23 protein-coding genes are annotated in these 21767 nt (G+C 58.4%); 12 read left to right on the top strand and 11 right to left on the bottom strand.

The annotated features are described in order from the left end of the window. Positions 1-12 precede the first annotated feature (12 nt). Positions 13-753, top strand: a complete 741-nt coding sequence (locus BM395_RS08030) for a YciK family oxidoreductase (protein WP_069901876.1) — start codon at positions 13-15, stop codon at positions 751-753. A gap of 248 nt (positions 754-1001) precedes the next feature. After that, positions 1002-1928 carry a GGDEF domain-containing protein gene (locus BM395_RS08035; RefSeq protein ID WP_090510433.1) on the top strand — a complete coding sequence of 309 codons (927 nt, stop codon included), beginning with the start codon at positions 1002-1004 and terminating at the stop codon, positions 1926-1928. A 93-nt stretch (positions 1929-2021) separates the two neighbouring features. Here BM395_RS08035 and rluB read toward each other — a convergent pair whose 3' ends face one another. The 6 genes from rluB to BM395_RS08065 all read right to left on the bottom strand — a co-directional run bounded on the left by rluB (position 2022) and on the right by BM395_RS08065 (position 8010). Further along, positions 2022-3125 (bottom strand): 23S rRNA pseudouridine(2605) synthase RluB, encoded by a 1104-nt coding sequence (gene rluB, locus BM395_RS08040; RefSeq protein WP_090510436.1) that lies wholly within the window; start codon positions 3123-3125, stop codon positions 2022-2024. A 137-nt stretch (positions 3126-3262) separates the two neighbouring features. After that, positions 3263-4240: an SMC-Scp complex subunit ScpB gene (gene scpB / locus BM395_RS08045; RefSeq protein WP_090510439.1), complete on the bottom strand. Its 978-nt coding sequence runs from the start codon at positions 4238-4240 to the stop codon at positions 3263-3265. A gap of 2 nt (positions 4241-4242) precedes the next feature. Then, positions 4243-5070 (bottom strand): segregation and condensation protein A, encoded by an 828-nt coding sequence (locus BM395_RS08050; RefSeq protein WP_090510441.1) that lies wholly within the window; start codon positions 5068-5070, stop codon positions 4243-4245. 117 nt (positions 5071-5187) lie between these two features. Beyond that, positions 5188-6402 carry a tryptophan--tRNA ligase gene (locus BM395_RS08055; protein ID WP_090510443.1) on the bottom strand — a complete coding sequence of 405 codons (1215 nt, stop codon included), beginning with the start codon at positions 6400-6402 and terminating at the stop codon, positions 5188-5190. Between the two features lie 104 nt (positions 6403-6506). Continuing rightward, positions 6507-7133 carry an L-threonylcarbamoyladenylate synthase gene (locus tag BM395_RS08060; RefSeq protein WP_090510446.1) on the bottom strand — a complete coding sequence of 209 codons (627 nt, stop codon included), beginning with the start codon at positions 7131-7133 and terminating at the stop codon, positions 6507-6509. Between the two features lies 1 nt (position 7134). Next, the gene (locus BM395_RS08065; protein ID WP_090510448.1) at positions 7135-8010 is read right to left on the bottom strand and encodes a PHP domain-containing protein; all 876 of its coding nucleotides are present in this window, start codon (positions 8008-8010) and stop codon (positions 7135-7137) included. 140 nt (positions 8011-8150) lie between these two features. On the opposite strand from BM395_RS08065, the gene BM395_RS08070 reads away from it, so the two are divergent. From BM395_RS08070 to BM395_RS08090, 5 genes are all read left to right on the top strand, one after another. After that, positions 8151-8450 carry a YciI family protein gene (locus tag BM395_RS08070; protein WP_069901868.1) on the top strand — a complete coding sequence of 100 codons (300 nt, stop codon included), beginning with the start codon at positions 8151-8153 and terminating at the stop codon, positions 8448-8450. 116 nt (positions 8451-8566) lie between these two features. Then, complete coding sequence (locus BM395_RS08075; RefSeq protein WP_244528950.1) at positions 8567-8989, top strand: SH3 domain-containing protein; 423 nt, start codon at positions 8567-8569, stop codon at positions 8987-8989. A gap of 23 nt (positions 8990-9012) precedes the next feature. After that, the gene (locus BM395_RS08080) at positions 9013-9690 is read left to right on the top strand and encodes a response regulator transcription factor (RefSeq protein WP_069901866.1); all 678 of its coding nucleotides are present in this window, start codon (positions 9013-9015) and stop codon (positions 9688-9690) included. Between the two features lie 144 nt (positions 9691-9834). Beyond that, positions 9835-10236 carry a Spy/CpxP family protein refolding chaperone gene (locus BM395_RS08085; protein WP_069901865.1) on the top strand — a complete coding sequence of 134 codons (402 nt, stop codon included), beginning with the start codon at positions 9835-9837 and terminating at the stop codon, positions 10234-10236. A 111-nt stretch (positions 10237-10347) separates the two neighbouring features. Further along, complete coding sequence (locus BM395_RS08090) at positions 10348-11685, top strand: sensor histidine kinase (protein WP_090510453.1); 1338 nt, start codon at positions 10348-10350, stop codon at positions 11683-11685. A gap of 44 nt (positions 11686-11729) precedes the next feature. Here the strand turns inward: BM395_RS08090 and BM395_RS08095 are convergent, their stop codons facing one another. Beyond that, positions 11730-12305, bottom strand: coding sequence for an NAD(P)H nitroreductase (locus BM395_RS08095; protein ID WP_090510456.1), 576 nt, complete (start codon positions 12303-12305; stop codon positions 11730-11732). A gap of 224 nt (positions 12306-12529) precedes the next feature. Continuing rightward, on the bottom strand, positions 12530-12901 hold the full coding sequence (locus BM395_RS08100) for a YkgJ family cysteine cluster protein (RefSeq protein ID WP_069901862.1): 372 nt from the start codon (positions 12899-12901) through the stop codon (positions 12530-12532). A 167-nt stretch (positions 12902-13068) separates the two neighbouring features. On the opposite strand from BM395_RS08100, the gene BM395_RS08105 reads away from it, so the two are divergent. Both BM395_RS08105 and BM395_RS08110 read left to right on the top strand, forming a co-directional pair. Beyond that, positions 13069-14523 (top strand): TrkH family potassium uptake protein, encoded by a 1455-nt coding sequence (locus tag BM395_RS08105; protein WP_069901861.1) that lies wholly within the window; start codon positions 13069-13071, stop codon positions 14521-14523. 86 nt (positions 14524-14609) lie between these two features. Beyond that, a complete protein-coding gene (locus tag BM395_RS08110) occupies positions 14610-16064 on the top strand; it encodes a TrkH family potassium uptake protein (RefSeq protein WP_090510457.1) in 1455 nt (484 codons plus the stop codon). A gap of 9 nt (positions 16065-16073) precedes the next feature. Here BM395_RS08110 and BM395_RS08115 read toward each other — a convergent pair whose 3' ends face one another. Continuing rightward, positions 16074-17108: an AraC family transcriptional regulator gene (locus tag BM395_RS08115; protein ID WP_090510459.1), complete on the bottom strand. Its 1035-nt coding sequence runs from the start codon at positions 17106-17108 to the stop codon at positions 16074-16076. Positions 17109-17290: 182 nt separating this feature from the next. Here BM395_RS08115 and BM395_RS08120 point away from each other — a divergent pair, with 182 nt between their 5' ends. The 3 genes from BM395_RS08120 (at position 17291) to BM395_RS08130 (ending at position 19771) form a co-directional block, all read left to right on the top strand. Beyond that, positions 17291-17608 (top strand): Mpo1-like protein, encoded by a 318-nt coding sequence (locus tag BM395_RS08120; protein ID WP_069901858.1) that lies wholly within the window; start codon positions 17291-17293, stop codon positions 17606-17608. A 31-nt stretch (positions 17609-17639) separates the two neighbouring features. Continuing rightward, on the top strand, positions 17640-18224 hold the full coding sequence (locus BM395_RS08125) for an HD domain-containing protein (protein WP_090510461.1): 585 nt from the start codon (positions 17640-17642) through the stop codon (positions 18222-18224). A 206-nt stretch (positions 18225-18430) separates the two neighbouring features. Beyond that, entirely contained in the window at positions 18431-19771 is a 1341-nt protein-coding gene (locus BM395_RS08130; RefSeq protein ID WP_418889746.1) for an adenylate/guanylate cyclase domain-containing protein, read from the top strand. A gap of 9 nt (positions 19772-19780) precedes the next feature. Here the strand turns inward: BM395_RS08130 and BM395_RS08135 are convergent, their stop codons facing one another. Together BM395_RS08135 and BM395_RS08140 are read right to left on the bottom strand one after the other, a co-directional pair. Further along, positions 19781-20824, bottom strand: a complete 1044-nt coding sequence (locus BM395_RS08135) for a glycosyltransferase family 4 protein (RefSeq protein WP_090510468.1) — start codon at positions 20822-20824, stop codon at positions 19781-19783. Next, complete coding sequence (locus BM395_RS08140) at positions 20815-21678, bottom strand: UDP-2,3-diacylglucosamine diphosphatase (protein ID WP_244528951.1); 864 nt, start codon at positions 21676-21678, stop codon at positions 20815-20817. The genes BM395_RS08135 and BM395_RS08140 overlap by 10 nt, the downstream gene beginning before the upstream one ends. Positions 21679-21767: the final 89 nt, after the last annotated feature.

The raw sequence follows: 21767 nt of genomic DNA on the forward strand, positions 1-21767 counted from the left end.
TGAGACTTGAACATGTTCGAATACACCGCTCGCCCTGACCTCCTCAAAGACCGCGTTATTCTGGTCACCGGCGCGGGTCGCGGAATCGGCGCGGCGGCCGCAAAATGCTACGCCGCGCATGGCGCTACCGTATTGCTGCTGGGCAAGACCGAAGAGAACCTCAGCGCGGTATACGACGCCATTGAAGCGGCAGGTCACCCGCAACCTGTGGTTATCCCGTTCAACCTCGAAACAGCCTTGCCGCATCAGTACGATGAACTGGCCGCGATGATCGAGACTGAATTCGGCAAGATCGACGGCGTACTCAACAACGCCTCGATCATTGGCCCGCGCACCCCAGCCGAACAGCTTTCGGGCGAGAACTTCATGCGGGTCATGCACATCAACGTCAACGCGATGTTCATGCTCACCAGCACACTGCTGCCGCTACTCAAGCTCTCCAGCGACGCGTCGATCATCTTCACCTCCAGCAGCGTTGGTCGCAAAGGCCGGGCTTACTGGGGCGCGTACGGCGTCTCCAAGTTCGCCACCGAAGGCCTGATGCAGGGCCTGGCCGATGAACTCGACGGCGTCGCACCGGTTCGCGCCAACAGCATCAATCCGGGCGCGACCCGCACCGACATGCGTGCGCACGCCTATCCTGGCGAGAACCCGCTGAACAATCCGCTGCCAGACGACATCATGCCGGTTTACCTGTATCTGATGGGCCCGGACAGCAGCGGCGTCAATGGTCAGGCGTTCGACGCGCAGTAAATCGCCGATTGCGGCAATTATTTGGCATCCATCTCTCAACAGCGGCAACGCCTTGCCGCTGTTGAACACCCTCCAAGCCTCCCGAATTCAGTACTTTCCGACGACTGACCGCCAATAATGGCTATCTGCCAGCGTCGGCTGACCCGCCGTGATCTAAATCACACTATTTTTGCTATAACTGAAACTACTGGCATGAAATTCGCTCAGAAGGCTGTATTGCCGCACTTAGCGCCAGAGGTTCACCCTTGATGCTTCCGTCCGAACACACCAATACTGTTGACTTCGATACAGCCCGGCTACAGCGCCTCGGCTATGCACAGAAGCAACTGCCGACACTGCAACCTGTCAGCCTGGCACAACTGCGCCAGCAGCTCAGCATGCAGTTGCAGACCAGCCTCGACGCTGAGCGCATCCTGACCATCTTCCGGGCAGAGAGCCAGCGTTTGGTGACGTTCGACAGCCTGAGCTACGTGCAGGACTCAACCGACATGAGCCTGCAGCTCGGCGAAGCAGCCAGTCATTCGACCTCCTACCACCTCAGCCATGACGGCGAACAACTCGGCTGCCTGACCTTTACCCGTCAACAGCGCTTCAAGGAAGAAGAACTCGCCGAACTCGAATCGCTGATTGCCAGCCTGGTTTTCCCGCTGCGCAATGCGCTGCTGTATCGCCTAGCCGTGCAAAGTTCGCTGCGCGACCCACTGACCAAGACCGGCAACCGGCTGGCGATGGATCAGTCACTGCAACGTGAAGTAGAGCTGGCCAAACGCAATCAGTCGCCGCTTTCAGTGCTGATGCTCGACATCGACCACTTCAAGCAGATCAACGACAATTTCGGCCACCACACCGGCGATGAAGTCCTCAAAGCCGTCGCGGCGACGATCAAGTCGCAACTGCGCAATGTCGACATGGTGTTCCGCTACGGCGGGGAAGAGTTTCTGGTGCTGCTCTCTGGTACCGGCAGTGAAGCGGCGGCAATGGTCGGCGAGCGCTTGCGCCACGCGGTGGTGTCCATGCAAATGCCGATGCATTGCCAGCAACTCGGCCTGTCGATCAGCCTGGGTTGCGCCGCCCTGCAACTTGGCGAGAACACCAGCAGCCTGCTCGGCCGGGTTGATGGCGCGCTCTACGACGCTAAACGCGCCGGGCGCAATCGCCTGCGCATGGCGGGCTAAGCACCTAAAGTAAGCTACCTAAAGTAAGCCAGCGACAGGTTGTTGCGGACAAAAAAATGGGACTCATCAGAGTCCCATTTTTTATTTCGCCGCTTACTCGGGCTTGCGACCGCGAGTCGGGCGCTGGCCGTCGGTAGCCGGACGACGCGGCGCACCTGCCGGTTTGCGCGAAGGACGCTCGGTCAACTCAACACCTGGCCGCGTGGTGCGCGGTTTGGCGGGAGCACGCTTGTTGACGTCAGCCGGGCGCTCAGCAACTGCCGAACCACGATCGTTACGACCGCCGCGCTCTTCACCACGTGCCGGGCCACCGTGGGCCGGACGCAAAGTGCGCGCGGAACGCTCACCGCGACCCACCGGCTTGGCCGATTTGCGCTGCATGCGATCGAGCTTGTCGCGGGTTTTCTCTTTCATGTCCGGCATAGCGACAGGCTTGAGGCCGACTTCTTCACTGAGAATATCGACTTCGCGCTGGCCCATTTCGCGCCAGCGGCCCATGGTCAGGTCGGAGGTCATGAACACCGGACCAAAGCGCACGCGCTTCAAACGGCTGACCACAACGCCCTGCGATTCCCACAGGCGACGCACTTCGCGGTTACGGCCTTCCATTACCACGCAGTGGTACCAATGGTTGAAGCCCTCACCGCCAGGCGCTTCCTTAATGTCGGTGAACTTGGCCGGGCCATCTTCCAGCATCACGCCAGCCTTGAGGCGTTCGATCATTTCCTCGTCCACTTCACCACGCACACGCACCGCGTATTCGCGGTCCATCTGGTAAGACGGGTGCATCAGGCGGTTCGCCAGCTCACCGTCGGTGGTGAACATCAGCAAGCCCGTGGTGTTGATGTCGAGGCGACCGATATTGATCCAGCGGCCTTCTTTCGGGCGCGGCAGACGATCAAATACGGTGGGGCGACCTTCCGGGTCGTCACGGGTACAAATTTCGCCGTCGGGCTTGTTGTAAATAATCACACGACGTACGGTTTCAGCCGCTTCTTCGCGCTTGATCAACTTGCCATCGATGGCAATCGCATCGTGCAAATCTACGCGTTGGCCGAGGGTTGCGGCGACGTTATTGACCTTGACCCGGCCAGCGCCGATCCAGGTTTCAATTTCACGGCGTGAAGCCAAACCCATACGGGCCAGGACTTTCTGCAGTTTTTCGCCAGCGGGGCTATGTTCTGGGGTTTCACTCATCTGGGCACCTCCCGGTGTTTCTATAGTGATGGAACGACATCTCATCGAAGGGCGCGCATCATACGCGCCCGTTGAAATAGTAGCCAGCCATTCGTAACGCGGCGGACTTTACGCCGACCGGTCGCAGGCGTTAGCCGTTACCAGTTGCGCTCGTTGAGTTCAGCCGCAATCGCTTCCTGCAGCGCCCGCGCCTCTTCCGCCTCTGCTTCTGCAATAGCGCGTGCCTCGGCTGCGGCTTCATCTTCTGCGCTTGGCGCGGCAACCGGTGCTGGCTGGGTCGTTTCTGACGGCTCAGCGGCGGCAGTAGATTGGCCAGACTCATCCTCGGTTCCGTCTTCCTCATTGCTGTCCGACGCCTCTGCGGGTGTCTGCGGCAATTCGGTGAGATCGTCAAAGTCGACCTTCAAGCCCTGCTCCATGCTGTCGAGTTCAGCCAACAGGCTGCTGAAACTGGTTTCCTTGGCGTCAGGCGCATCTGGCGTTGCCTCAGCGTCTTCGCTCATCGCCAGATCGGCACGCGCCTGCAGGCTGTCCGGTACTGGCGCATCGTCGTCCTGGCTGTAATCCGGTTGCGCCGGCTCAAGTTCGCGCAGTTCGGCCAGCGGCGGCAACTGGTCGAGGCTTTTCAGATTGAAGTGATCGAGGAAATGCTTGGTGGTGGCCAACATGGCCGGTTTGCCCGGTACATCGCGATAACCCACCACGCGAATCCACTCGCGTTCAAGCAAGGTTTTGACGATGTTGCTGTTAACCGCCACACCGCGAATATCTTCGATCTCGCCACGGGTAATCGGCTGGCGATAAGCAACCAGCGCCAGAGTTTCCAGCAAGGCCCGCGAATAACGCTGCGGGCGCTCTTCCCACAGGCGCCCAACCCAGGGTGCAAACTTCTCGCGCACCTGCAGCCGGTAGCCCGTGGCAACTTCAACCAGCTCGACTGCCCGCCCGTCACACGCCTTGGCCAAGAGGCTCAGGGCTTTCTTGAACACGGCAGGTTCCGGGCGTTCGGCTTCTTCGAACAACTCGTACAAACGCTCTATCGACTGCGCCTTGCCCGAAGCCAGCAGGAAGGCTTCAAGCAAAGTTGATAACTCGCGGGGATCACTCAAATTCATGCTTATTCGGCTCGAGCACGGACATGGATAGGGCCATAAGCCTCATTTTGCACCAACTCGACCAGCGATTCCTTGATCAATTCAAGAACTGCCATAAAGGTCACAACCACCCCGAGCCGCCCTTCTTCTGCGTGGAACAGCTCAACGAACGGCACAAACTCACCGCCCTTGAGGCGCTCCAGCACGTCACTCATGCGCTCGCGGGTAGACAGCGTCTCGCGGGTCACCTGATGGCTTTCGAACATATCGGCGCGGCGCAGCACTTCCGCCATCGACACCAGCAACTCTTCCAGGCTGACATCGGGCAGCAGCTTGCGCGCCTTGGCTTGCGGGGCATCCAGGCGCGGCACCGTTAAATCGCGGCCAACGCGCGGCAAGGTATCCAGCCCTTCAGCGGCGGCTTTGTAGCGTTCGTATTCCTGCAGACGACGAATCAGCTCCGCGCGCGGGTCATCCTCTTCCTCGACCATGTCGCTTGAGCGCGGCAACAACATGCGCGATTTGATCTCTGCCAGCATCGCAGCCATCACTAGGTATTCTGCCGCCAACTCCAGACGCACGGCCTGCATCAGCTCGACATAGCCCATGTATTGGCGGGTAATTTCAGCCACTGGAATGTCCAGCACATCGATGTTTTGCTTGCGAATCAGGTAAAGCAGCAAGTCCAGCGGGCCTTCAAAGGCCTCAAGGAACACCTCGAGCGCGTCCGGCGGAATATACAGGTCGATTGGCAGGTCATTGAAAGCCTCGCCATAGACCTTGGCAAACGGCAGCTCTTGCTGAGCGCCGGCCTGGCTGTCGAGTGGCTGATCGAGTGTTTCAGTGCTCATGGCACAGGCTTCCAAATCTGAACGGCTGTGATGTTAGCGCGCAATTACGCCGGGCGGAAACACAGAATGGGCGGCGCTGCGCACAATTCACAGCACCGCCGCTGGGCCAATAGCCAATTAACGGTAATTGATGCCCATGGCCGAGCGCACTTCGGCAAGGGTTTCTCGCGCCTCAACGCGGGCACGGTCGGCGCCCTCGGCGAGAATATGGCGGACCAGATCCGGGTTATCGCGGTACTCCGCCGCGCGCAGCTGCAAGGGTTGTAAATCCAGCTGCACCGCCTCAATCAGTGGCCCTTTGCACTCAAGGCAGCCGATGCTGGCACTTTTACAGCCTTCAGCCGCCCACGCGCAGGTGCTGGTGTCGGAGTAAATCTCGTGCAGCGGCCACACCGGGCAGTTCTGCGGGCTGCCCGGATCGGTGCGATGCACCCGCGCCGGATCAGTCGGCATGCGCTTGATCTTGTCTTCGATGGCATCCGGGCTGTCACACAGGTAAATCGCGTTGCTGTTGGCCTTGGACATCTTGCCACCATCAAGCCCGGCAAGGCGCGAGGTGTCGCTGAGCAAGCTTTGCGGCTCGGGCAGCAGTACTTTACCGCCGCCTTCGAGATAGCCGAACAAACGCTCTTTGTCGCCGATGGTGATGTTTTGCAGCTCTTTCAACAGCGCACGGGCGGTGTCCAGCGCCTCGACATCGCCCTGCTCCTGATAAGCCTGACGCAGCTTGTTGTAGAGCTTGGCCGGTTTTTTACCGAGCTTGATGATCGCCGCCTCGGCCTTTTCTTCAAAGCCGGGCTCGCGTCCGTATAGATGGTTAAAGCGCCGCGCGACATCGCGGGCAAATTCGACATGCGCCTGTTGATCTCCGCCAACCGGCACCACACCGGCGCGATAAAGCAGAATATCGGCGGCTTGCAGCAGCGGATAACCGAGAAACCCGTAGGTTGATAAGTCCTTGCCACGCTGCTGTTCCTGCGCCTCTTTATAGGTCGGCAGGCGTTCCAGCCAACTCAGCGGGCAGATCATCGACAGCAACAAGTGCAATTCGGCGTGTTCCGGCACTTGCGACTGAATAAACATGGTTGAGGAGCTGGGGCTGACCCCCGCTGAGAGCCAGTCAATCGCCATGTCCATCACATGGCCGGAAATATTGCCCACTTCATCGTATTCGGTGGTCAGCGCGTGCCAGTCAACGATGCTGAAGAAGCACTCGTAGGTGTGCTGCAACTTGGTCCAGTTTTTCAACACACCATGGTAATGACCAAGGTGCAATCGACCACTGGGACGCATCCCCGACAAGACGCGACGTTCTGACTCAACAGGATTCAAACCGGTAACCTATTCGATCTAAAGATGGCTGGAGTATAACGAGCCAAGACGGTCGCGCGGTATATACCGGAAAAAATCATCGTAACGATGCTTTTCACGAGACCTCAAGCATCCTCGAACGGGCTCGGATCACCGCAGCCAACCCGCACAACCTGAGGCTCGCCCTCTGCCAGATTGATCACCGTCGAGGCTTCCAGCCCGCCGTGACCGCCATCAACAATCAGATCGACCTGATGCTCGAGCTTCTCGCGCATCTCGTAAGGATCGCTCAGGGGCAAGTCATCTCCCGGCAGAATCAGGCTGACACTCATCAGCGGCTCACCCAATTCCTCCAGCAGCGCCTCGGCGATCGGATGGCCCGGCACACGCAAACCGATGGTCCGACGCTTGGGATGCAGGAGCATGCGCGGAACTTCGCGGGTGGCATTGAGAATGAAGGTATAAGGGCCGGGGGTGTGGTTTTTCAGCAGGCGGAACGCGCCGGTATCAATCTTGGCGAACACACTCAGTTGGGACAGGTCACGACACACCAGCGTGAAGTTGTGCTTGTCATCAAGCTGGCGCAAGCGTCGTATTCGCTCGATGGCATTCTTGTCGCCAATCCGGCAGCCCACCGCATAGGACGAGTCGGTTGGATAAACCACCACGCCACCGGCACGGATAATCTCGACCGCCTGTTTGATCAGGCGATTCTGCGGGCTCTGCGGGTGAATCTGGAAAAACTGGCTCATGCTAGACCCCTGATCCGACAACAATAGACTGCTGGACATGCTTGAAACGCCTCCACAGTAGCGTCAGATCATCCGGTACCGGGCGATACATACCCAGTTCAGACCAGTCGCCCGGCGCATGAAAGTCACTCCCCGCGCTCGCCATCAAGCCAAACTCGCGCGCTAAAATAGCCAAACCGCCCACCTGCTCTGCCGGCTGCATGCCGTTGACTACTTCCAGCGCATGCCCGCCCGCCTGGGCGAATGCCGCAATTAATTTGCGTCGCTTACTACGAGTAAAGTCGTACTGCCACGGGTGCGCCAGACTAATCCACGCGCCCGACTGCTTTAATGTGTTTACTGCGTCGTCCAAAGAGGGCCAATGTTGCTTCACATCACCGAGCTTGCCCGAGCCCAACCATTTGCGGAACGCCTCTGCGCGATCCTTCACATGGCCCTGGCGAACCAGAAAATCAGCGAAGTGCGGGCGCGCCGGGGCATTGCCGCTGTCGCCCAGTTCCTGCTGGATAGCGCGCGCCCCTTCAAGTGCGCCCGGCATGCCTTTGAGTTCAAGTTTGCGGCTGATTTCTGCCGCGCGCAGCCAACGGCCGTCGTGCAAATCAGCGATCGCCTTGGTCAGGGCTGGAGCCTCTGCATCGAAGCCGTAACCGAGCACATGAATCGTCGCCCCGCCCCACATGCAGGACAATTCAATCCCGTTTATCAACTGCATTTGCAGCGAATCTGCCGCCGCACGCGCCTCAACAATACCTTCGCAGGTATCGTGATCGGTTAACGCGAGCAGCCGGACGCCACGCTCATACGCCCGCGCAACAACGGCTGCGGGGGCCAGCGCGCCATCTGAGGCGGTGCTGTGACAATGCAGATCAACTTCCATAACGGGCACTTTCTCAGTCATTTATGTTTATTATTATGCAGGCACATGCAGTTTCATGCTGCCAGGACTGAAGATTTCTTCGTCTTACCTGCCCTGGCTTCGACGCCCCATCACCTGCCACCTTCGAATTAAGGACTGAGATGCTCTACGCCATCATTGCTACCGATGTTGCAAACTCGCTGGAAAACCGCCTTGCCGCCCGCCCGGCCCACCTCGCGCGCCTGGAACAGTTGAAAAGCCAGGGCCGCCTGATCCTCGCCGGTCCAAATCCGGCTATCGACAGCAACGATCCGGGCGCTGCGGGCTTCACTGGCAGCCTGATTGTCGCCGAATTCGCTTCACTGAGCGCCGCACAGGAATGGGCCGACGCCGATCCATACCGCGCAGCTGGCGTTTATGAGTCCGTTGTAGTCAAGCCATTCAAGCTGGTTCTGCCTTAAGCGCACGCCTCACCCGAACCGCGCTTGGCAAAAGGGCTGGCGCCCGAAGCGCGGATTGGGCTACTTATAATAATTCGAATATTCGCCGGAGCATCCGCTCAGGCTCGGGAGTCTTGATGCGTCAACTTCTACCGTGTTTGCTGTTCACTGCATGGCTTGTGCCTTTGCAGGTGCAGGCAGAAGAAACTATTGCAGTTAACCCAGAGTCCGAGACAGAGCCCACCGCGCAGTCAGTGCTTCAGGTAAAACTTGATGAGCTGCAACAGCGTCTGGCGCAAAGTGAACAGCAGCGCGAGGTTCTCGCCGCCGAGCTGAACAATAACCAGCGTGAGATCGAAAGTGCGCAACTGCAACGCTTGCGCCAGGACAATCAGCGCCTCAAGCTAGAACTCAAGCGTGTACGCGCTGAACAACCCGCACCGCTGGTGAGCGAACAACAAATGTGGTTTGCAATCGGTGGAGCAACGGCATTGCTCTGTGTACTGTTTGGCGCGTTGCTGCGGGGTAATGGCCGCAAACGTTCCGGCTGGGCAAATTAGTCGCTGTAATTACGAGTCATGACATGAGTGCATTACTGTTAATAGATGACGACGTCGAACTGTGCGAGCTGCTCAATCACTGGTTGAGCCAGGAAGGGTTCACGGTCAGCGCTTGCCATGATGGCGAGAGCGCCAAGCGTGCATTGGCCGAGCAAGAACCCGACGCCGTGGTACTCGACGTGATGCTCCCGGATGGCAGCGGATTGGAACTGCTCAAACAATTGCGCAGCGACTTCCCGGAGCTTCCGGTACTGATGCTGTCTGCGCGGGGCGAGCCGTTCGACCGCATTCTCGGCCTGGAACTGGGCGCTGATGACTACCTGGCCAAGCCGTGTGATCCGCGCGAGCTGACCGCACGCCTGCGCGCAGTTCTGCGCCGCACGCTGCCGCCCGCCGCACCGAGCCAACTGGAACAGGGTGATCTGAGCTACAGCCATGCACGCGGCGTTGTAACCGTGGCCGGACAGGAAATTGCCCTTACGCTTTCAGAGAGCAAAGTGCTCGAAGCCCTGCTCCGCCAACCCGGCGAACCGGTAGACAAGCAGGAATTGGCACAACTGGCGCTGGGTCGCAAGTTGACGCTGTACGATCGCAGCCTCGACATGCATGTCAGTAACCTGCGTAAAAAGCTCGGCACCCACGCCGACGGCCGCCACCGGATTGTCGCCCTGCGCAGCCGTGGCTATTACTACAACGCTTGAGTGATGAATAAAGGCCCGCGGCACTTTTACTGATAAGCAGCCGCCTTTACCGAAGCTTTACGCTTGGCTGACTGCGCTTTACTTTGCGCGCCGTACACTGAACTCATCCGGTAACAGACCGGCATCAAGATCAGGAGATACATCATGCGCAAGACACTAACTGCAGTTCTGCTCGCTCTGACCCTGCCAGCCGTGGCCATGGCCGCGATGCCAGAAGGTGGCCCGCGTCATGAAGGCGGCCATCATGGCGGCGGCATGTTCAAAGAGCTGAACCTGAGCAAAGAACAGAAGCAAGAAATGCACAAGCTGATGCGTCAGCAGATGAAAGACCGTCACGACATCACCCGCAAATATCTCGACAAGCTGCCAGAAGCTGAGCAGAAAGCCATGAAAGCCGAGATGGACGCTTCACGCGAAACCCAGCAGAGCGCCATGCGTGCCCTGCTCAAGCCGGAGCAGCAGGCTGCGTTTGATGCTCAGCTGAAGAAAATGCAAGAACGTCGCGCCGCTAAAGAAGCTGAAAAAGCGGCAAAACCGGCCAACTGACCGGAACGGCTTTGGGGCCATACAGACCCCAAAGCCTGATTCGATTCGACAAGCCCGTGCAGCCTGCGCTGCGCGGGCTTTGTTGCGTATGACTGAATAGCAGGAGATACCGTGCGCTCAATGTTCTGGCGAATTTTTGCAAGTCTCTGGTTGGCCATTGCGCTGGTCGCCGGCCTGTCGATACTGCTTGGCCATGCGCTCAATCAGGATGCCTGGATCATCAATCATCATCCGGCCATTAAAAACCTCGCCAAACAATGGACCCAGCGCTATGAACGTGAGGGACCAGCGTCCGCGCAAGACCTGCTGGAGAAAGCCCGCAAACGCTATCGCTTGAATGTTCAGGTCATCGGCGAGAATGGTCAGCAGGTAGTCGAAGGTACATTTCCCCAGCGTGCGGCTGATTTCGAGTCCCGCCAGCCCAATAAAAAACGCCTGCCCTGGCGGCGTATGACCAGCGAATACAGCAGCCCAACCAGCGGCGAAACCTTTCTGTTCATTTACCGTATTCCGCACCCAGAACTCGACGCCTGGCATCGCGGCAGCCTGCTCTGGCCGCTGAGTGCACTGTGTATTGCGCTGGTGGTTCTGACCGGACTAAGCGTTTTGCTGACGCTTTCTATCACCCGCCCGTTAAGCCGCTTGCGCGGCGCGGTGCATGACCTTGGCCAAACCAGCTATCAGCAAGACAGCCTGGCGCTGCTCGGCCAACGCCGGGATGAGTTCGGCCTGCTGGCCCGTGACTTCAACCGGATGGGCGCACGTTTGCAGGGCTTGATAGGCAGCCAACGGCAACTCCTGCGCGATGTGTCCCATGAGTTACGCTCACCATTGGCGCGCCTGCGAATTGCTCTGGCACTGGCCGAGCGCGCCAGCCAGGAGGAACGCGAGAAACTCTGGCCGCGCCTGACCAAAGAATGCGATCGCCTCGAAGCATTGATCAGTGAGATTCTGGCCCTCGCCCGCCTCGATGCCGAGCCCGGCGCTGAACAAGTGATTGATCTGCCACGCCTGTTAAACAAGCTGCGAGAAGACGCACAGCTCAGTGCGCCAGAACAGAACATCCAGATCAGCGTGGATCAGTCGATCAAACTCACAGGCTGGCCGGAGATGCTTGAACGCGCTATCGACAACTTGCTGCGCAATGCATTGCGCTTCAATCCGGCGGATCAGCCGATCGAAATCGACGTGAGCCGCAGCGGCGAAAATGCCTGGATCAATATCCGCGATCACGGCCCGGGCACAGCCCCCGAGAACTTGCCCCAACTCGGCGAACCGTTTTTTCGCGCGCCGGGCCAGAGCGCTCCGGGCCACGGTTTGGGTCTGGCGATTGCGCGGCGCGCCGCGGAACGTTTGGGCGGCAGCTTGAGTTTGAGCAATCACCCGCAAGGCGGCTTCAACGCACGCCTTTGCTTGCCGCTACTCGATGAAGCCACAGGCAGAGCCTGAGTCGAGCCCGCTCAACCGAGCAGCACTGGGTCAAGTCGCGGCGATTACTCAGCCTGCGACTTGGCCGACCACGACGTCACAAAGTCAGCGCACTCAAGCGGCGCCGGCGTGCGCAATTCACGCTCAGGCGTGCCCAGATACAGATACCCGACAATCTGCTCATGGCTCGCCAACCCGAGCCCAGCGGCAACGGTTGAGTTGTACGCCATGTCGCCGGTACGCCAGACCACGCCAACACCTTGCGCGTATGCGGCCAGTTCAATTGCATGAGCAGCACAACCGGCGGCAAGCACCTGCTCCTGCGCCGGCACCTTGTAGTGATCCTGAACCACCGCAATGACCACAATCATCAAGGGTGCACGCAGCGGCATCGCCCGCGCCTTGTCCAGCGCTGCCTGCGTCGAAACTTCAGCACCCGCCAGCAAAGCCTGCACAAACAACTCGCCGAGCTGCTCACGCGCCTGATCCTCAATGGTCAGGAAACGCCAGGGCCGCAACTGGCCGTGATCGGGCGCGCGCAACGCGGCCTTGAACATCAGCTCGCGCTGCTCAGCCGTAGGCCCCGGCTCGGTCAAACGTGGCGCCGAAACGCGGTTAAGCAGTGCATCCAGTGCATCCATTGAAAACCTCCAACTACAGGTAAAACATTCAGGCACGACAATACAGCAGCGCTGCAGTCACCGACTGGCTGCATTAAATCATCATACGCACTGCCAACTGTAGTCCTTGCACGCACTGACGCTGCACGCCTCTGTCCGAGCAGGCATGCATAGTCAAGGTGTCACGGGCAGTTGAGCGGCGCCCACAGCATCTGCAAATGCAGAAAGTGTGGGGCTGCGAGGCTTTATGCGACGCGCTCGGGAGAGATCATCGGTTGTACCGGCGGCGTTAATGGCGGCATGCCATAGGCTGCGCGGGCATCATCACAACGAGGGTTGTGTTCACCATTGGCCCAGGACGCTTCAAACTCACGACACGGTGAGGAACGGTTTTCATACAGCGTGCAGCGCACACCTTCACCGACCTCACCCATCAACGAGTTGCAACGGGCTGGTTTGTACTCAGTGCCGCGCATGGCAACCCGGTGCGGGGTAATCAGGACCACCTGATCATCCGGCACGGTGCCGCCAGCCGACTGGCACTCACCCCAAAAGAAAGACACACGAAAATACGCGCAGCAGGCGCCGCACGTTAAACAAGGATTAGCGTTAGACATGATTTAATGGGCTCAGAAACCGGCAAGGGCCGGCACCTGGCGGCTATTCTATGCAGCGCCGTTAAATTGTAAAGCGACGTTTTAAGGTTGGTTTACAGCACACAACAGGTGAGTAAAATGGCGCCTTTTGCCATACTCCACACCGTACCCAAATCGAGCCCAATTAAATGGCCCTGCCGACGCTAAGAATTATCGGTTTCATCCTCGGCATCTTCCTTCTTACGTTGTCACTCAGCATGGTTATTCCCGTGCTGACATTATTGATTTACGACCGCACTGGCGATCTCGATCCGTTCTTGTGGTCGAGCCTTATCACCGCAATCGCAGGTTTAGCCCTGGTAATTCCGGGCCGCCCCGAAAACGCTCATCTACGCCCCCGCGACATGTACCTGTTAACCACCGGCAGCTGGCTGGTGGTGTGCGTATTTGCTGCGTTGCCAATGGTGCAGATTCACCACATCAGCTACACCGATGCCTTTTTCGAGACCATGTCGGGCATCACCACCACGGGCTCTACCGTGATTACCGGGCTGGATACAGCTTCTCCGGGGCTGTTGATCTGGCGCTCGATGCTGCAGTGGCTGGGCGGCATCGGCTTTATCGGCATGGCCGTGGCAATTTTGCCGCTGCTGCGCGTCGGTGGCATGCGCCTGTTCCAAACCGAATCATCGGACTGGGGCGAGAAAGTCATGCCGCGCTCGCACATGGCCGCCAAGTACATTCTGCTGGTATATGTGGGTCTCACCGTGATCGGCTTCGCCTCTTTCTGGGCCGCCGGCATGACCCCGTTTGATGCCATCAACCATTCGATGACCTCGATTTCAACCGGCGGTTATTCGACGTCCGACTCATCCCTCGCGCATTGGGAACAACCCGCCGTGCATTGGGTGTCGGTGATGATGATGATTTGCGGCGGCCTGCCGTTCACCCTGTACGTCGCCACGTTGCGTGGAAATCGTCAGGCCCTGTTCAAGGATCATCAGGTGCGCGGGTTTCTGGGTTTCTTGCTGGTGACCTGGATGGTATTCGGCACCTGGCTGTGGCTGCACTCCGATTACAGCTGGTTCACCGCCGTGCGCATTGTCGCGGTAAACGTCACCTCCGTTGTCACCACCACCGGTTTCGCCCTTGGCGACTACACCTTGTGGGGCAGCTTCTCGATGATGCTGTTTTTCTATCTGACCTTTATGGGCGCCTGCTCCGGCTCCACCTCGGGCGGCCTGAAAATCTTCCGTTTTCAGGTGGCTTATGTATTGCTGCGTGCCAACTTGCAGCAGCTGGTGCACCCGCGAGCGGTGATCAAACAGCAATACAACAACCACAACCTCGACGAAGACATCGTTCGCTCACTGATTACTTTCTCGTTCTTCTTCACCATCACCATCGGCATCATCGCCCTCGGTCTGGCGCTGATCGGCTTGGACTGGGTCACCGCATTGACCGGCGCCGCCACCGCGGTATGTAACGTTGGCCCGGGCCTGGGACCGATTATTGGCCCAGCCGGTAACTTCGCCAGCCTGCCGGACTCGGCCAAATGGCTGCTGACCATCGGCATGCTGCTCGGGCGCCTGGAAATCCTCACGGTGTTTGTTCTGGTCACCCGCGCGTTCTGGAGGCACTAACCCGGTGGCCAATATTTGCGCACTATTTAATGCAGCCACGTCGGGCAATGCCTTGGCGACTAAGACAACACGGGTAGCGCATTAACATGTCAGGGCCGACGCTGAGAATCATCGGATTCATCAACGGTATCTTTCTGATTACCCTGGCCATCAGCATGCTGGTGCCCGTAATCACCCTGCTGATATACGAGCGCACGAACGAGATGGGCGGCTTTCTCTGGTCGAGCATCTGCTGCCTGATTGCCGGCCTTGCGCTGATTGCCAGAGGCCGGCCAGAAGGCGTCAATCTGCGCCCCCGCGACATGTACCTGCTGACCGTTTCGAGTTGGTTGGTGGTCGGCGTTTTTGCCTCTGTGCCATTCGTACTCGCGCAGAAAATGAGTTACACCGACGCCTTCTTTGAAAGCATGAGCGGCATCACCGCGACTGGCGCCACGGTGCTCAGCGGCCTGGATGAAATGTCGCAGGGCATCTTGATCTGGCGCTCGTTGCTGCACTGGCTCGGCGGCATGGGTTTTATCGGTATGGCGGTGGCCATTCTGCCCATGTTGCGCATCGGTGGCATGCGTCTGTTCCAGACCGAATCGTCTGACCGCAGTGAAAAAATCCTGCCGCGCTCACACATGGTGGCCAAGTTCATGGTGTTGGCCTACGTCGGCCTGAGCCTGATCGGTGTCCTGGCGTTCTGGCTGGCCGGCATGGGCTTGTTCGACTCGATCAACCACACCATGTCCGCTATCGCCACTGGCGGATTCTCGACCTCGGACCGCTCACTCGGCAACTGGTCGCAGCCGGCCATTCACTGGGTTGCAGTGGTGCTGATGATTCTCGGCAGCCTGCCATTCGTGCTGTACGTGTCGGTGCTGCGCGGCAACTACAAAGCCTTGTTGCACGACCAGCAGGTGCGCGGCTTTATCGGAATTCTGCTGCTGATCTGGTTGGTACTGGGCTCGTGGTACGCACTCACCACCCAGCTGCACTGGCTCGAGGCCGTGCGCCATGTGGCGGTCAACACCACATCGATAATCTCGACCACCGGCTTCGCCTTGGGCGACTACACGCTGTGGGGCGGATTTGCCGGCATGCTGTTCTTCTACATCGGCTTTGTTGGCGGCTGTTCGGGCTCTACCGCTGGCGGCCTGAAAATTTTCCGTTTTCAGGTGGCGTACAGCCTGCTCAAAGCCAACTTGCTGCAACTGGTGCACCCGCGCGCCGTGATCAAGCAGCGCTACAACAACCACCGCCTCGATGAAGACATTGTCCGTTCGATCCTGACCTTCGCCTTCGTCTACACCAGCACCATCGCGGTACTCGCGCTCGGGCTGACGCTGTGCGGGTTGGACTGGATTACCGCACTCAGCGGCGCGGCGAGCACGCTCTCTGGCGTGGGGCCGGGCATGGGCGAAATCATTGGCCCGGCCGGTAACTTCTCAAGCCTGCCAGACACCGCCAAGTGGATTCTCACCACCGGCATGCTGCTCGGCCGCCTGGAAATTCTGACGGTGCTGATCCTGTTCGTGCCGACCTTCTGGCGTCACTGAGCACGTGGATTAATCGCTGGCTTTGTCGGCCTTTATACCTTGCAGGTGGGCAGCGCGGTAATCGCTCGGCGTTACCCCGAACCAGCGTCGAAATGCCCGGAAGAAATTACTCGGATCGGCAAAACCTAACAAATACGAGGCTTCCAGCAGCGTCAGCGAAGGCTGCTGCAAGTACTGCTCGGCCAGTTCACGGCGCGTATCGTCGAGCAATTGCTGAAAGCTGGTGCCCTCCTCCTGCAACCTGCGCTGCAAGGTGCGCTGGGAAACCAGCAGCGTCTGCGCCACCCGTTCACGCTTCGGCTCGCCTTGGGGAAGCAGCCGGCAAAGCACTTGTCGGGTTTGATGCGTGACACGGCTCTCAGAGAAGCGGGTCAGGTACTCACCTGCAAAACGGTCATGCAGTTGCGCCAGTGAATGATTCGCGGTCGGTAACGGCGCCTCCATGTCGGCAGGCTCAAACAGCAGTGCATAGTGGCTGGAGTTGAAACTCAACGGCGCCTGAAACACCTGTTGGAAAGGTTCGATATCGTCCGGCGGCGAGCCTTGGAACAACACCTGCCGTGGCTGGATCATGCGCCCGCTGATCCAGCGGCAAAACGCCAGCGCATAGGCCATCGAAGCCTCAGCACTTTGCCGGGCTGGCGGCAGGCGATCGCCATGAATCGCCAATACCAGCTCATAGCCCTTGGCCGTTTGCGTAAAGCTCAGATCGGCGCCTTCGGCGATGATTCGCTGATAACGCACCAGACGCGCCAACCCTTCCTTGAGGCTGGCACTCGACATCAACGCGTAGCCGACCACATGAAACGAGGCTGGGCGGATCACTTTAGCCATGTTCAAACCAATCGCCGGATTGCCGGAAATTGCCACAGCCCGCTGCCACAGCCGCGTCATGTCGTCCTGAGCAAAGCGCGCATCGGGGTTTTCCAGGTCGCGGTAGTCGAGACCCAGTTCCGGGAAGATCGCCCGGCAATCGACACCGCCCATTTCAAGCGCCTGCACGATGCCCAAAGCCCAATTCGATGAAGTCGTACGTTCACTCATGGTGGTTTCTTATTAGATTCAGCTATGACCAATCCGGTCGGTTTGAATGAGAAGGATACTAAACTGGCACTTATTGTCACTGGCTGCGCGAGCCACTCAACCTACACTGCGAAAACCCAAAGTGACACTGCCGCCGCGCATCAGGCACGCTGCGAATAGCCAATAATAAGCGGAGAACCGCCATGACCCGACCTGCCGAATCACGTTTTCAAAGCTTTGCCGAGTTTTATCCTTACTACCTGCAAGAGCACAGTAATCCGACCTGCCGTCGCCTGCATTATGTCGGCAGTTTGCTGGTGTTGTGCATCCTTGCTTACGCGCTGGCATCCCAACAATGGCTATGGCTGCTGGCCGTTCCGCTGGCCGGTTATGGTTTCGCCTGGCTCGGCCACTTCGTGTTTGAGAAAAATCGTCCGGCGACCTTCGATTACCCGTTCTATTCGCTGATGGGCGACTGGGTAATGCTCAAGGATGCCTTCACCGGGCGCATCAAATTCTAATAACAATCAGCACACCGAGGAGACCGACTCAATGAGCGCTCAAGCCACTTTCACGCACATGGACCAAGGCACTGCGGACGACTGGGCCATTATCGCCAAAGACTTCACCGCCTTCGCCGCCCATCTGCCAGACCGCATCCTGACCCACCTGAAGCTTTTGGATGGTGATTTCGGCGGATTCCCGATCGACCGCCTGCAACACTCGCTGCAAACGGCTACACGGGCCCATCAGGATGGTCGCGATGAAGAGTATGTGATCTGCGCGCTGCTGCACGACATTGGCGATACGCTCGGCTCCTACAATCACCCGGATATCGCCGCGGCCATACTCAAGCCGTTTGTGAGTGCCGAGAACCTGTGGATGGTGGCCAACCACGGGATTTTTCAGGGTTATTACTTCTTCCATCATCTGGGGATGGATCGCCACCTGCGCGAGCAATTCAAGGATCACCCGCAATACCACGCCACCATCGAGTTTTGTGCCAAGTACGATGGCGCTGCTTTTGATCCCGAGTTTGAGAGCCTGCCGCTGACGTTCTTCGAGCCAATGTTGCGCCGGGTCTTCGCCAAACCGAAAAACTCGATCTACAAAGCGGCGATGGAGGCCACTGAATAATTCGTTGTCCCGTGCAGCCAAACAGCTCAATTGCCACTTGGCGACACCGCATGCCTTGGTTATGATCCCGCCACCTCTGCAAGACTGGCCCAGCCCTTGCAGGGGAATAGGCGTCCGTGAGAGACGTCAGAAAATTATCAGGGAACAACCCTTCCAGCATGAATGCCACGCCCCCCAGTCGAAACAACGCGGCTTCCGATGCAACAATGCGGGAGTATTACTCGCGGGTTATTGCTTATCTGATCATCGCGGCCAGCGTTGCAGTCGGCACTTATTGCCAGCATCTCGCCTTCGAGAATGTCTGGATAGTGCCGTACGCGTTGCTCTATCCGCACCTCGCGCAACACCTGTCGAAACGTCTCAAGCAGAATAAACCCCACACCAGTAACGCCATTATGCTCGGCATCGACGGCCTGCACTGCGGCATTGCGATCGCGTTCATGGGCTTCTCGCCCGTGCCCAGCCTCATGGCCTTGCTCGCCGTAACGTTCGGCGCATTGGTCTCGGATGGTTTGCGCACCGGCGCAGTCGCCGTGCTCTCGACAATCATCGGCACCGTGCTGACTTCAGCGGCGATCAGCCCGCAGATCAACCTCGATACGCCGCCATTGTTGGCATTGGCCAGTATTGGCACAACCATCGTATTCATCTGCATCACCGGCTATTTCATGCATCAACAGAGTTTGCGCCTGGATGCCGTGCGCTGCGAAATCAAACGCGAGCAGGAAAAAGCCGCGCGACTGGCACGCAACCTAGCCAAATATCTGTCACCTCAAGTCTGGGAATCGATATTCAGCGGCAAGAAAACCGTTCGACTGGAAACCCAGCGGAAAAAATTGACGGTATTCTTTTCCGACATCAAAGGCTTTACCGAGCTGTCCGAAGAGCTTGAGGCCGAAGCACTGACCGACCTGCTTAACAACTACCTCAACGAAATGTCGAAAATCTGCCTCAAGTACGGCGGCACCATCGACAAGTTCATCGGCGACAGCGTTATGGTGTTCTTTGGCGACCCGGCGAGCCAGGGCGCAAAGAAAGACGCGGTAGCAGCCGTATCCATGGCCATTGCCATGCGCAAAGTCATGAAGGTACTGCGCCAGCAATGGCGTTCGCAGGGCATCACCAAACCACTGGAAATCCGCATGGGCCTGAATACCGGCTACTGCACGGTGGGCAACTTTGGCGCCGACACGCGCATGGATTACACCATTATCGGCCGCGACGTGAACCTTGCCAGCCGCCTTGAAAGTGCGGCCGAGTCTGGCGAGATTCTGATCTCGCACGAAACCTATTCACTGGTTAAAGACGTGATCATGTGCTGCGACAAGGGCCAGATCAGCGTCAAGGGCTTTACCCGCCCGGTGCAGATATATCAGGTGGTCGACTTCCGCCGGGACTTGGGCGCGACGTCCAGCTATGTCGAACATGAGATCCCCGGTTTTTCGATGTATCTGGACACCAATGGCATCCAGAATTTCGACAAAGAACGGGTGATCTACGCCCTGCAACAAGCCGCCGAGAAGCTACGCGACAAAGTCATCATGTAAGCACAAGGCTTAATTTGGCGTCGCCCCAGCCAGTTGCAAGCCACAACGGCCGCCATCGAGTAGCGGTTGTTGCTCAAGAAACTCCAGCGCCGATGCACGCCAGGACTGGCGCGCAGCATGCTCGGCGCAGACCTTGCGATCAAGTTTGAGCGCAGCCAGACACGCCCGCCGCAAATCCGTATCCATCACCCCAGTCACGCCCTGCTCCAACACATCCAGCGGCCCCGGCACAGCAAAGGCCGCCACCGGTGTGCCGCAAGCCAGTGCTTCCAGCATCACCAGCCCGTAAGTGTCGGTGAGTGAGGGAAACACCAGAACGCTGGCCTGCCGGTACGCCTCTGCCAACGCCTCACCGCTTAAATAACCGTGGAATTTTACCTGCGGATACTGCTGCGCGAACGCCGCACGCTGCGGGCCGTCGCCAACCACATGCTTGCTGCCGGGCAGATCCAGCTCGAGGAACGCTTGCAGGTTTTTCTCCGGGGCAATGCGCCCGACATACAGAAACTGCACCGCTCGGTCATGCGCCTTTGCAGCGTTGTTAGCGGGGGTGAACACATCGCCCTGCACGCCTTTGCGCCACAGTTGTAAACGCTGCAAGCCCCGTTGTTTGAACGCATCCCGCATCCGTTCGGTGGTCACCAGCACCGCCCTGCTGGGCCGGTGAAATGCGCACAGGTAGGCGTAACCCCAGCTCAGCGGCACCCAGCGGTATCGCGTACTGATGTATTCGGGAAAGCGCGTATGAATGGCGCTGGAGAACGCCATGTTGTGCCTGATCAGCCAGCGTCTGGCAGCCCAGCCCAGTGGACCTTCCGTGGCCAGATGGACGCAGTCAGGCTGATACTGACGAATAGCGGCACCTACCTGCCAAATATTCCACACCAGTGGAATTTCCGGATAGGTCGGGCAAGGCACCGAGCGAAATCGATCCGGCGCCAATACCTCGACCTCGTGGCCCAGCGCGCGCAACTCGCCAATCAGCGCGGCAATACTGGTAACAACACCATTTACCTGCGGCGCCCAGGCATCGGTCACAATCATCAATCGCATGCAGCAGGCTCACTTTTCGGCGTCACCGTACCGGCCTCTGGCGTGCTGGCAGCGCTGGCCGGCTTGTGCAAATCAGCCTGTTGCTGCTGATCTTCAGCCAGGCGATATAGCTCGATATGGCCGTCGATATGCTCGATCAACGCCGAGCAGGACTCGACCCAGTCGCCACAGTTCATGTATTCGACGTCACCCATCGGGCGAATTTCCGCATGGTGAATATGCCCGCAAACCACGCCGTTAAACCCGCGCTTTACACACTCGTGGGCAATTGCCTCTTCGAAGTCGCTGATAAAACTGACGGCGCTTTTGACCTTGTGCTTGAGATACGCCGAGAGTGACCAGTAACCGTAGCCATACCGGCGCCGCCAGTGATTCAACCAGCGGTTAAGAGTGAGCGTGAACTCATAGGCTGAATCACCCAAAAACGCCAACCAGCGGTGATAGCGGGTGATCACATCAAACTGATCGCCGTGAATTACCAACAAGCGACGGCCGTCGGCGGTGATGTGTTCAGCTTCATCTACCAATTGGATATTGCCCAGCATCAGGCTGGTATAACCGCGCAGAAACTCGTCGTGGTTACCGGTGACATAAATCACCTCGGTACCGCGCTTGCTCATGGTCAACAGGCGACGAATCACGTTGGTGTGCGCCTGCGGCCAATAGATGCCCCCGCGCAATTTCCAGCCATCAATGATGTCGCCGACCAGATAAATCTTGTCGGCTTCATAGCGTTTCAGGAAGGCGGCCAGATGTTCGGCCTGACAATCTCGTGTGCCAAGGTGCACATCAGAAATCCACAGAGTGCGGACGCGTTGTTTGCGGCTGGGTTTTATCATCTGAGCACTGCTCATGGACAACCTCCGGGCGGGTTTTCCTGAGCTTGAGTGGTCGCTATGACCTGAATATGAAGCTCATATGGCAAATTGGTTACATGCAGCTC

Source organism: Pseudomonas marincola (assembly GCF_900116605.1).
In the GTDB taxonomy this organism is placed as follows: domain Bacteria; phylum Pseudomonadota; class Gammaproteobacteria; order Pseudomonadales; family Pseudomonadaceae; genus Aquipseudomonas; species Aquipseudomonas marincola.